General features: G+C 57.9%; 11 protein-coding genes and 1 pseudogene. 3 read left to right on the top strand and 9 right to left on the bottom strand.

Translation table 11 applies throughout. The features are described 5' to 3' along the window. Window positions 1-72: 72 nt before the first annotated feature. From ACR0MI_RS18180 to acnA, 4 genes are read right to left on the bottom strand one after another with little or no spacing between them, the layout of a single operon-like run. The gene (locus ACR0MI_RS18180) at window positions 73-1059 is read right to left on the bottom strand and encodes a tripartite tricarboxylate transporter substrate-binding protein (RefSeq protein WP_170611621.1); all 987 of its coding nucleotides are present in this window, start codon (window positions 1057-1059) and stop codon (window positions 73-75) included. 36 nt (window positions 1060-1095) lie between these two features. Next, window positions 1096-1590 (bottom strand): ribonuclease E activity regulator RraA, encoded by a 495-nt coding sequence (rraA, locus tag ACR0MI_RS18185; protein ID WP_170611619.1) that lies wholly within the window; start codon window positions 1588-1590, stop codon window positions 1096-1098. Further along, window positions 1587-2741 carry a PrpF domain-containing protein gene (locus ACR0MI_RS18190; protein WP_170619636.1) on the bottom strand — a complete coding sequence of 385 codons (1155 nt, stop codon included), beginning with the start codon at window positions 2739-2741 and terminating at the stop codon, window positions 1587-1589. The genes rraA and ACR0MI_RS18190 overlap by 4 nt, the downstream gene beginning before the upstream one ends. Further along, the gene (gene acnA / locus ACR0MI_RS18195; protein WP_170817105.1) at window positions 2741-5329 is read right to left on the bottom strand and encodes an aconitate hydratase AcnA; all 2589 of its coding nucleotides are present in this window, start codon (window positions 5327-5329) and stop codon (window positions 2741-2743) included. The genes ACR0MI_RS18190 and acnA overlap by 1 nt, the downstream gene beginning before the upstream one ends. Window positions 5330-5416: 87 nt before the next feature. Between acnA and ACR0MI_RS18200 the strand changes: the two genes are divergently transcribed. Together ACR0MI_RS18200 and ACR0MI_RS18205 are read left to right on the top strand one after the other, a co-directional pair. Continuing rightward, entirely contained in the window at window positions 5417-6088 is a 672-nt protein-coding gene (locus ACR0MI_RS18200; RefSeq protein ID WP_170611612.1) for an IclR family transcriptional regulator, read from the top strand. Between the two features lie 101 nt (window positions 6089-6189). Beyond that, the gene (locus ACR0MI_RS18205) at window positions 6190-7062 is read left to right on the top strand and encodes an isocitrate lyase/phosphoenolpyruvate mutase family protein (protein WP_170611610.1); all 873 of its coding nucleotides are present in this window, start codon (window positions 6190-6192) and stop codon (window positions 7060-7062) included. A gap of 113 nt (window positions 7063-7175) precedes the next feature. On the opposite strand, the gene ACR0MI_RS18210 is transcribed toward ACR0MI_RS18205, so the two are convergent. Both ACR0MI_RS18210 and ACR0MI_RS18215 read right to left on the bottom strand, forming a co-directional pair. Next, window positions 7176-8339, bottom strand: coding sequence for an aminotransferase (locus ACR0MI_RS18210; RefSeq protein ID WP_170817106.1), 1164 nt, complete (start codon window positions 8337-8339; stop codon window positions 7176-7178). An 11-nt stretch (window positions 8340-8350) separates the two neighbouring features. Continuing rightward, window positions 8351-9298 (bottom strand): Rossmann-fold NAD(P)-binding domain-containing protein, encoded by a 948-nt coding sequence (locus tag ACR0MI_RS18215; RefSeq protein ID WP_170611606.1) that lies wholly within the window; start codon window positions 9296-9298, stop codon window positions 8351-8353. 91 nt (window positions 9299-9389) lie between these two features. Here ACR0MI_RS18215 and ACR0MI_RS18220 point away from each other — a divergent pair, with 91 nt between their 5' ends. Next, on the top strand, window positions 9390-10178 hold the full coding sequence (locus ACR0MI_RS18220; RefSeq protein WP_480536273.1) for a helix-turn-helix transcriptional regulator: 789 nt from the start codon (window positions 9390-9392) through the stop codon (window positions 10176-10178). A gap of 610 nt (window positions 10179-10788) precedes the next feature. On the opposite strand, the gene ACR0MI_RS18225 is transcribed toward ACR0MI_RS18220, so the two are convergent. The 3 genes and pseudogenes from ACR0MI_RS18225 to ACR0MI_RS18235 form a co-directional block, all read right to left on the bottom strand. Further along, complete coding sequence (locus ACR0MI_RS18225) at window positions 10789-11133, bottom strand: RidA family protein (RefSeq protein ID WP_480855110.1); 345 nt, start codon at window positions 11131-11133, stop codon at window positions 10789-10791. A gap of 14 nt (window positions 11134-11147) precedes the next feature. Beyond that, on the bottom strand, window positions 11148-11342 hold the full coding sequence (locus ACR0MI_RS18230) for an FAD-binding oxidoreductase (protein WP_170611600.1): 195 nt from the start codon (window positions 11340-11342) through the stop codon (window positions 11148-11150). A gap of 143 nt (window positions 11343-11485) precedes the next feature. After that, a pseudogene (locus ACR0MI_RS18235) lies at window positions 11486-11723 on the bottom strand (hypothetical protein); the annotation flags it as partial.

Consider the following 11723-nt stretch of genomic DNA (forward strand, 5'->3'; position numbering starts at 1 on the left):
CCCTCCCCTTTTTTTGTTTGAGGTGTCCGGCACACAGCCGGGCACCCGTTTTTCAGGATATCGCAGACCGCGTCAGAGGAAGCCCAGCTTCTTCATCAGGTCGCCGATTTCCTGTTCCTGCTGCTCCAGGAACGCACGGAAATCATCACCGTTGTTGTGGATATCGACCCAACCGTTACGATCGCGGACTGCCACCCATTCCGGCGTGTCGTACATTTTGGTCAACGCATCCTGATACATGGCCAGCTTGTCTTCCGGCAGTCCGGGTGCGGCAAAGAACCCGCGCCAGTTGACGAACGTGGTGTCGTTGCCCTGCTCTTTCATGGTCGGAGCATCGGGATAAGCGTCCACACGCTCGTCCGAGGTCACGCCGATTATGCGCACCTCACCGGCCTTGGCCAATTCCACCGCTTCCGAGAAGCCCGTCGAAACGGCCTGTACCTCACCCGACAGCAAACCGGCCATGGTCGCACCGCCGCCGTCATAGGGGACGTATTTCATGGCCACAGGGTCAGCACCAGCTGCCTGAAAAACCATGGCGGCGACCAGATGATCCATACCGCCAGGTACCGAACCACCACCCACGGCAACGCCGTTCGGGTCGGCGTTGAAGGCTTCGATCAACCCGTTCAGGTCCTGAACCGGGCCATCTGCCGCGACCACAAGCGCCGCGTAATCCCCGATGGTCCCGGCCACAAGGGTCAGATCGCGGAAGTTCTGCGGGAAGATGCCCGTCAACGACCGAATCACGATTGGGGTCGAGTTGACCATAAGCGTGCCGTGGTTGCTGTCGGCGTTTTCGATCAGATAACCGATGGCCTTGCCACCGCCGCCGCCTGACATGTTCTCGTAGCTGGCCGATCCGACCAGCCCCGATTCTGTCAGTGCCTCGCCGGTACCACGCGCGGTGCCATCCCAACCGCCGCCGGCACCGCCGGGGATCAGAAAGTGGATACTTTCAACGACTTGTTCCGCGTGCGCCAGTGTCGGCGCGCCAAGTGAAACCGCCGCCACGGCGGCAGCCGCAAATGTCCTGCGGGTTAGATTGAATTTTGCCATGATTTCCTCCCATTGGCTGGCATTTCCTTGTTTTGTTTAAAGTGGTTCCTCCGCAATCAGGATACCGTCTTCATCGCAGTAGATGTAACTTCCGGGCTCGAAGAGCACGCTGCCAAAGGCAACCGGAACGTCTATTGCGCCGATCCCTGTCTTGGCGGACCGAACCGGAGTTACGCCCAGCGCTTTGATGCCAAGGTCGAGCTGCGCCAGACGCTTGCTGTCGCGGACAGCACCATTGATGACGATCCCGGCCCACCCATTGGCGATCAACCTCTCCGCCATCATGTCCCCCAACATAGCTGTTCGGAGCGAGCCACCGCCATCAAGTACGATGACACCGCCATTTCCCTGTAAAGTAAAGAGTTTCTCTTGAATCAGACGGGTATCTTCCGCCGTCACCGCAGTATGAATACGCCCCGAAAAGCTGCGTTTTGCACCGTAATCGTTGAACCGTTGCAGTACAGGGCGCACCTTGTCCGGATGGGCATCACTCAGATCCGTCGTAGGTCGGCTGGTCTGGAAACTGGTCAATGCGCTTCCTCCATCAATTCGGATGGGTAAAGGACGGCCCCTTCCATAATTCGCCTCTGTGTGCGGAAAGTACCGGCCGATATTGCCTCGGGTCCCGACGGGCCTGGCCGGACATCCGCGATGGTTGGCAAGTCACCCGATGGGTTTCCAATGCGTAATTCCTGACCCTCAGGTTGCGCGATCCTTTGCACCAGACTGCCCCGTATCTGGGCTGCAACGGCGGTGCACATGGCCCCCGTCAGTGTAATCGCGCGATGAAAGTTGCCCATCGACACGAGCCGCACATTGATGTCATGGCTGTCCTTTTTGTGAAGGCTGCCATCCAGCGCCGTGAACTCAGCGGGCGCACCGAGCATCGCCACTTTCGGGCTGGAGCGTTTTACGTCCTTGCGCGACGGAGCCATTCCCATTGCAACAGCACCAGCAACGCGAATTTCTTCGACCAGAGCCATAAAGTCCGGATCACCATCCAGATCCTGGGGGCGTTCGGTGGCGGTTTTGTGCAGATCAGCAGCGCGGAAAAACACTACCGGATTGGCCGCGTCGATCAGTGAGACCTCCAGCGCTCCGAACCCTTCGATCTGAAGCGTATCCAGCGCATTGCCCGTCGGCAGCAGCTTGCCGGTTCCGGCCCCACCGGGTGCAAGGAAATCTATCGTCACTTTCGCCCCGGTTCCCGCCACACCGGGAATTTCAAGCGTGCCCTGTTCGACGGGCTGACCGTCCCGCACCGGAAAGCGCGCGTGATAAACGCCATTGGTATTGGTGCTGAATATGCGGACCAGCACCTCACTTTGATCCGCTGCAACCTGCACCATGCCTTCCTCAACCGCGAAAGGGCCGACGCAGGAGGACATGTTTCCGCAGGCCGAGCCGTAATCGGCGACCGGTTCGTCCACGGCGATCTGCACGAATGTATAATCCACGTCCGCATCGTCACGATCCGAAGGCTCGACGATGACCACCTTGGACAAGGACGACAACCCGCCGCCCATGCCGTTCAGCTGGCGCCCGTTGGGGTCAGGGCTTCCCAGGACATGCAGGAATATGCGATCGCGCGCGGCCCGGTCCCTGGGCAGATCTGCACCGTTGAACACTACAGCCTTGGATGTACCGCCGCGATAAAACGCGGCCCGTAAACGTTCCGCCATCACGCCGCCCCCGCCAGAAATCCGCGGAACGCACGCGGCAGCAGACCGCCCTCGGCAAAGGTCGCACGCTCACCGTCATTGTACAGACGCAAATCCAGCGGCGTGGTATCCGTGCGACCATCCTTTCTGTGGATGGTCAGCTTGGCCTCGGTCAGATCATCGCTGAAGTCGATGTCAAAAGTCTCGGACCCGTCAAGTTGCAGCGTCCTGCGGTTCACGCCCTCCGGGAAACACAGCGGCGCAATCCCCATGTTTACAAGATTCGAGCGGTGGATCCGCTCAAAGCTCTCACAGATCACGGCGCGTATTCCGGCAAGCCAGGGGGCCTTTGCCGCCGTGTCCCGGGAAGAACCGCAGCCATATTCTTTGCCGCCGATCACCACCAGTTTCTGATCCCGGTCCAGATAGGTCTCAATCGCCTTGAAGACCGATGTAACCTCACCTTCAGGCTCGATCCGGGTCCACGAGCCTTCTTTGTCCGGGGTCATCTCGTTGCGCAGACGGTAATTTGCAAAGGTCGAACGAATAACCACATCCGAACATCCCCGGCGGGTCCCGAACGAGTTGAAGTCGCGTTGGGTGACACCCTTTGCCTGAAGGAACTGCCCGGCCTCAGAATCGGTGGTGATGATACCAGACGGCGATATATGGTCGGTCGTGACACTGTCGCCCAGAATGGCCAGCGGACGCAGGCCGCGCAGCGGTTCGATCCCGGCGTTCTCGGGGCGAATGCCTTTCACAAAGGGTGGAAATGAGACATAGGTCGAAGGCACCCATTCATATGTTCCGGTGCCAACCTCCATCGCGTTCCACTGGTAATTCACATCTCCGATTGCAGCGTAGTTGTCGCGAAACTCGTCAGGTGTGACATAAGTCTCGACAATCCGCGCCACCTCATCCGCCGAGGGCCACAGATCATTCAGCATCACCGGCTTGCCGTCCCGGTCCACCCCCAGGGGCTCGGTCGTAATGTCCTTATGGATCGTACCCATCAGCGCATAGGCCACGACCAGCGGCGGCGAGGCAATCATGTTGCGCGAAGCCAGCGGGTGAATGCGCCCGGCAAAGTTCCGGTTCCCGGAAAGGACCGCGATCCCTTTGACATCATTGTCCTTGATCGCCTTTTCGTGATCTGGATGCAGCGGTCCCGACATGCCGTTGCAGGTCGAACAGGAAAATGCCGCAACTTCGAACCCGAGGGCGTCCAAGGGCGCCTGCAGGCCGCTTTCCGCCAGGTATTTAGCCACGACCCGCGAACCCGGAGCCAGCGAAGTTTTGACATGTGGCTTGACAGTCAGGCCGCGCGCCACGGCGTTTCGGGCCACCAGCCCGGCTAGAACCATGTTGCGCGGGTTGGCGGTGTTGGTGCAGCTGGTGATCGCAGCGATGATCACATCGCCGTCACCGATGTCGTGATCGGCATTCGGGACCGGAACCCGACGGTCCGTTTCGCCCTCAAAAGTCAGACGCTCAGCGGCGGCGGACAGGTCAATCCGCTGTTCCGGCCGGGACGGGCCCGAAACGGACCGGCCAACCTGATCAAGGTTCAATTCAACCACCTGCTCGTATTCAATGGCCGCATCCATGCCATCGACCCAAAGGTTTTGCGCCTTGCAGTAGCTCTCGGCCAATGTGGCGCTTTCACTGCGGCCGGTCTGGCGCAGGTACCCAATGGTGCGCTCGTCGACCGGGCAGAACACCATAGTGGAACCATATTCCGGCGCCATGTTTGCAATGGTGGCGCGGTCGGCGACGCTCAGCGCGGAATAACCGGTGCCAAACAGCTCAACAAAGGTGTCGACCACGCCGATGGCGCGCAGTTTCTCGGCGATGACCAGCGCAATGTCAGTGGCGGTGACATCGTCGGACGGGTTGCCCGTTACCTCAAGCCCGATGACGCGGGGCACATTGACCGGGGTGGTCTCACCGAACAGCAGCGCTTCGGCCTCTAGCCCCCCAATGCCCCAGCCCATGATCCCCAACGCGTTGATCATCGGCGTGTGGCTGTCAGTGCCAAGGCTGGAGTCCGGGATCAGAACATCGGGGGTCTCGTTGGATGGCAAAACAGTCTGCCCGAGATATTCCAGATTGACCTGATGGCAAATCCCACCCCCCGGCGGAATGACCCGCAGTCGGGGGAACCGTGCTTCACAGGCTTTTATAAAAGCGAAACGCTCACGGTTGACCTCAAACTCTCGGTCCATGTTCTTGGCCAGCGCAAACTTGTCCGCCCAATGGTTGATCGACATGGAATGGTCGATCACCAGGTCGACCGGCAGGCTCATATCAACTACGTCCGGATCTCCGCCCACCTCCTCCAGCCGGTTGCGCATGGCCATGATGTCGATCAGCGCCGGAATTCCCAGCATGTCGTGCAACAACAGCCGTGCAGGACGGAACGGTACAGCCTCGCCAGAGCGTCGGAGCACATCCAGCGCCGCAGCGCCTCCTTCGGAATGACGCGCAGCATTTTCCGCCAGAACCCTTAGAGAATAAGGAAGCTTTCGAAATTCGGGGCCCAATAGGGCGCAATAGTCCACGGCCCGAAAAGAGGTGTTGGCGATAGGTTTGTAGGTTGCGATTGTCACGGTTGCCTCCTGATTTGCCGACAAGCTAGACATTGCGGCTGGATATCAGCAAGATCGATCTAACCCCGTTTCACCTGGCAGAATGCTATGCCCGCGAACAGAACCGAATCCGTCGAACGTGCCATGTCCATCCTCAGTGCCTTTTCGACACAGCGCCCAATCATGTCTCTTGCAGAGTTGGCCGAAGAGACAGGCCTGCACAAAAGCACGATCCTGCGGCTGACCAACTCGATGATGATCTATGGCTTCATTCAGCGCGATAGTGACGGCATGTTCAGTGTCGGCCCCAGCGTCTGGCGGCTGGGGTTGATATTCCGGCGCGATTTCACCAAGCGCGAACACGTCGCGCCATCGCTAAAAATCCTGGCTGAGGCAACTGGGGAAACCGCCTCGTTCTATGTCCGCTCGGGCAATGAACGTATCTGTTTATACAGGGAAAATTCCCCCAACCTGCTGCGATTCCATGTTGAGGAAGGTATGCGCCTGCAATTGTCCACTGGGGCCTCCGGGCTGGTCTTGAGGCATTTCTCGGGCGAGGATGTCGGTGACCTGGCCAAGTTCAACAAGAACGGCACGGTCAGTTCAGTCGGTCAGACAAATCCCAACATCTCCTCTGTCGCGACCCCTGTTTTTGATGCAAACGGCGATCTCATCGGCGCCCTGACAGTGTCCGGTCTGGCCAACAGGTTCGATACCGAGGCGCGGGCAAATACGGTCCCGCTGCTGGAAAGTCTTGCGCGCAGTCTGACCACACGCTGACGGCACTGTTTCATCTGACAGAACGCAATTCACAGCAACTTGCCTCGTACCGCAGGCTTCGCTAGGCAGGCAGGCAGACCATTGAACCGGAGAGCGCGCCGATGATGAACCATGAGATCAACAAAGCATTCCGTGAACGCCTGAACACGGGCAAAGCCGTTCTGATGCCCGGCGCAGCCAATGCTCTTGCGGCACGCGTGATCGACCAGTTGGGGTTTGAGGCCGTCTATATCTCGGGTGCGGGGCTGACCAACACCTATCTGGGCATGCCCGATCTGGGCTTCATCTCGCTGCCCGAGATCGCCCAGCACACATCGGCCATCCGCAACAGCACCGAACTGCCCATTGTGGTTGATGCGGATACCGGCTTCGGCAATGCCCTGAACGTCCACCATACCGTGCGCACGCTGGAACGCGCCGGCGCCAGCGCCATTCAACTTGAGGATCAGGTTAATCCCAAACGCTGCGGTCATTTCTCCGGCAAGGATGTGGTCGATCTGACAGAGGCGCGCAGCCGTATCAAGGCCGCAGCAGACGCCCGCCACGACCCAAACTTCCTTATTGTCGCGCGCACCGATGCCTGTGCGACCCAAGGGTTCGACGCCGCCATTGAACGCGCGGAAGCCTTCATCGAAGACGGGGCTGACATCACATTTATCGAGGCACCGCGCAGCCTTGACGATATTCGCAGCATTCCCAAGCGGCTTGCAGGCACGCCACAGCTGATCAATCTGGTTGTAGGCGGCAAAACTCCAATCATCGAATTCTCTGGTCTGGACGAAATGGGGTTTGGCCTGGTCCTATATGCCAATGTCGCGTTGCAGGGCGCACTGAAGGGCATGAACGACGCGCTGTCGATGCTTCAAGCCAACGGCCGCATGGACGAAAGCGGACCCGTCGCCAGTTTCGAAATCCGTCAGAACGCAGTTCAGAAAGCACATTACGACGAGATGGAGATGCGCTACTCGGAATAAACCGCAAAAGCGGCCTGCCGTTTCTGATCGGCGCTTTGACCAGGCGCGTTGCCAATCGTGCGAAAGGCTGCATCCGGACAAAAATAGTCAAACCAACACCTCCAAGCCCGGCCTTATTCTTCCGAAACGTCTGCGACAAAACCACTGTCGGCGCGACCGAAGCGGGCTATCAGAAACCCTGACAGTTTTTCCAAACCCTCCCGCAGCACATAGGGGTCATTGGCAAAACCGATACGGACATAACCTTCCATGTCAAAGGCGTCGCCCGGGGTCAGCATCACTCCGGTTGTCTGCACCAAGTCGACACAGAATTCGCGTGAGCTGATCGGTATGTCGAGTTTCAACATCGCGGTTGTCCCGGCGCGGGGTTTGACCCAATCAACGCGCGGCTGCGTGGCAATCCATGCGTCCAGCACAGCAAGATTCCCCCGCGTGATCCGGTGACTGCGGGCCAGAACCTTATGCTGGTTCTCCAATGCGATGGCAGCAAAGTGATCGTTGATCATACCGACCGAGATCGTATCGAAATCACGGTGGATCAGGATCTGCTCGGTCACCTCTTTCGGGGCCACCACCCAACCGACGCGCAAACCGGCCAGCGAAAACGCTTTCGATGTACTCGCCGTGCTGATCCCCTTTTCGTAGATGTCAACAATAGAAGGCGACATGCCGTCGCCCTCCTGCCCGGTGCCGCGATAGACTTCGTCACACAGGACATATGCGCCGACAGAACGTGCAATCTCGGCAATGTCCAGCAACATTGGCCGTTCGATCAGCGCACCCGTCGGATTGTTGGGGTTTGTCAGGGCAATCAGTCTGGTTTCCGGTGTCACCAGTTCACGTAACCGGTCCAGATCAGGCAGGAATGCGTCTTCCGCGCGCAGTGGCAGAATCTGAACATCGGCTCCGATACTGGCGGGGATCGAATAGTGTTGCTGATAGGTCGGCACAATCGAAACCACCCGGTCCCCGCGCGAAACCACTGCCTTATGCACTAGCATATTGGCCGCAATCGTGCCGTGGGTAATGGTGATATCTTCGACGTTCCGATCGTCATAGAGATCTGAAATGGCCTGACGCAGGCGGATTGACCCTTCGATCGCACCGTAGGTCATTTTCATTGGCAGCAGTTCGGACAAGTCGTTTTGATTAAGTCCGGACAGTTGCAACAGCTGATCGATCGTGATGCTGGCCACGCAGGTTTCGGCAAGATTGTGGGTACAGCGGGTTTCCCACTCATTCATCCAGATTTCGACTTTGAACGGTTCGATGAACATGTGCGCTCTCCTCAGGCTGAAGTCTGGTCAAAAACGGCTTTTGCCACGGCGATGTCCTCCAGCCCCAACCCGACAGAGCGGAAGAAGACCGGAGTTCCTGCAATAGGTCGCTGGCATCTGCCGGTACAGAGTTCCGCAAGATCGCCAAGGATCGCGGTCTTGCTCCAGTTGTGTCGTTCCACGGCAATCAGCATCTCGCCTGCTGCATCAGGGGTTGTTTCCCGGTAGTCGCAATAGACCTGCGCGGATGCCAGAAAGGTCGGATCAACTTCATGCGCGCGGGCAACATTGGTGCTGATCGATGTCACCAGCGCATCGACCGCTATATCTTCCGTGGAAATGACCGGACTACCCGATGACGTGCACAGCATGACAACATCGGCCTGTGCAATAGCCTGCCTGGAACTCGAGGCCAACTTGGCGTTAGGGCACAGCATTTTCCATGTCGCCTGAATATCCGTGTTTTCACCCAAACCCGGCGAGTAGATACGCACCTCTGCCCAGTCGCGCAAACCGGCCACATGGCGCATATGCGCCTGTGCGACCTGACCTGTTCCGATGATGGCCAGCGTCAGCGGGCGGCCGGTCGGAGCCAGCTCATCCACCGCCAATGCGGTCGTGGCGGCCGTGCGCTCGGTGGTCAGCACGCCTGCGTCGATCAACGCCAATGGCCGACCATCTTTGATGGACATCAGAACAGTCCAGGCGGTGATGATGGGTCCATTGGCGCGCGGCAGGTAAGGCGACAACTTCGCCCCGAACACACCGGCCCCCTCGAGCGCACCGAGATAGGTTATGAAATCGCCGCCCCCCGGAAACTCGGTCACGGTCTGCGGTGGTTGTACCGCACGGGCTTCACCAAGATTGATGAACAGCGTGCGCATCGCTTGGACCACATCCAGCTTGCCCAGGTGTTCTGAAACCGTTGTATTATCAAGGACAATCGGCGGGTTCGGCATATTGATACTCCTTTGCGGAGTTCGGTATCAGCAACATTATGGTAAAACCATCGTCCCAAGGGATGAGACAACGGTAGGGAGAAGGCCGGGTTTGCAGTTAAAGGAATTCAGCCAATCCATTTCTGAAGTGATCGACGGGCAGGCAAAAAGCGATGCCCTGATCCGGGCCGTCGAATACCTATTTCCGTGCGAGGCGGCATTTGCGGTGCTCAACCGACCCTCAGGGCCTCCGGTTTATCTGGCGGATAGCTACCCAAATCCAGCGTCCAAGGCCGCGGTTCAGCTGTATGTCTCCAGAACCTACCTGCTCAACCCGGTGCACAATGCGATCCGGGCAGGTATCGCCGCAGGGGTATACCGGATGGCCGATCTCGCACCGGATAACTGGGTCGCGACAACGTCGGATGTCATCGCGGATGAGAGCGAAGAGATCAAATTCAGGACGCCCGGCTGGCCCTTCGGTCTGCAGGAAGTTTCAGTCCTGGTCGACATGCCCCAGAGGATCATGGGTGAGGTAAGCCTGGCCCGCAAAGCCACGCCTGACGGTATCCCTCAGCAGGATCTGGAAGTTTTGCGATCCGTCCTGCCATTGATCCGGCTGGCGTTTCTACGGCTGTCCAGAGAGCAGACGCAAGCGTCGGGTCGTCCATCACCTTCACCGGAGTCTTTTGGCCGTGACGTTCTGACCGCGCGAGAGGCTGAAGTTGTCCAGATGATCCTGAAAGGCCATTCAAGTCTTTCGATCAGCAAGACACTGAGCATAGCGATGCCGACCGTGAAATCACATCGTCGAAATGCGTATGCAAAGCTTGGGATCAGCACTCAATCTCAACTATTTCACGCCTTCGTCGATGGCTTGAGCCTCGGTTTCAACGAATGAAGGCCATTGGCATTCAAGTGCCATCACAGCGTCAGTTATTGCACCGAAAGTTCCGGGATTGACGCGGACCGTGGTACTGCATTTTTTTCGAGACTGATCAAAGGATGATCGACGACTTGAGACACGGTGCAGCCGCTTCCATTGGCATTCTAAACTTGAACGTGAGGTTCGAATGCTTGCCTTTTGTCACTCAGATTTTGGAACCAGGCCATTTGTGAATAAATTCTCAAAACGAACTTCGACCTGAATGATCTCAGGGTACCCTATTCGGATGGCGCGTCGCGTTTCAGTCACGCCGGACTGGTCAATCAGAGTAATTTAGCCGACACACAAGAAAATACACTGCAGAGTGGTTCAGTTTTCCAACATTCTTTGAAAGGTTGGCTGCATAAGACCACGATCTGTTTTTGCCCGCATTTGGCGAAATACAGGCTTCAGAGAACCGAGTCGAATTGATCTTTAATTAAACAGCCACTCACCCACCGGCGCCTATTCCGTTGACGGCCAACGCATTTCACCAGAACCAAGGCGGTGAACTTTTTCGAAGAACGACAAACGCAACCGACCGCTTCATGCCTTATGGTCTGGGCAAGACGGTTTGATTGATAAATCAGTCGCAGGCAGCGGTGACGATCATCTCGACCTTCAGAACATCGCGCGCCAGTTTGGCTTCGCCGCACGCGCGGGCCGGAGCGTGGCCCGCCGGTACCCAGGCATCCCAGACTTCGTTCATCTCGGCAAAATCTGTCATGTCCGCGAGCCAGATCGTGCATTGTAGAACTCGCGTCTTGTCACTGCCCGCTTTGGCCTGCAGATCCTCGACCTTGGCCAGGATTTCGCGGGTCTGATCCGCCACAGTGGCCGCATCCGAAGTCTGCCCACACAGATAGGCAACACCATTGTGCTTGACGACCTTGCTCATGCGTTGGCCGGTTTCGATACGGGTGATTGTCATGTCGGATCTCTCCATCAAGGGACCTTGCGGTCAAATCGATCAATGCGGAAGGGCGATAGATTGAAACGGCCTGCTCCGCCAGTCATCAAATCCGCCAGAACCTGCTCTACGACAGGAGCCATCTGTAATCCATGCGTTGAAATCCTGAAAGCGCGAAAGGCGCGCGGCGTATCCGCGGCCGATCCGATGACCGGCAGGTTGTCAGGCATGCAGGTCTCCAACCCGGCTCACCTTCGTTGCCTGCTAAATCTCTGTCGGCGCTTTCGGCAACGGCCACAACTGACATCAGGAGTGTCTGTTATTGTCTCCCATAGGCAAGCGCGCTTTCGTTTTCCTTTGATCGCGTAACAGGTCAGGTGATCGCGCCACCGCTACCCTTCTTTTTCTTCTTGCCACCCCGGCGAGATGTGATGTGAATTTTGACCCCTGCATCCTTCAAAGCCGCAGCAAAAGGTTCGGGCGGTGCAGCGTCGGTCACCAGATCGGTGACCTGGTCGAACCGGCAGGCTACATTGGCCGCTCTCTCTCCGAACTTCGTGTGATCCACCGCTACGATCATTCGCCGGGTGTAGTTATGTAACACGCGCGAC

This window comes from Ruegeria sp. D4 (genome assembly GCF_056534475.1).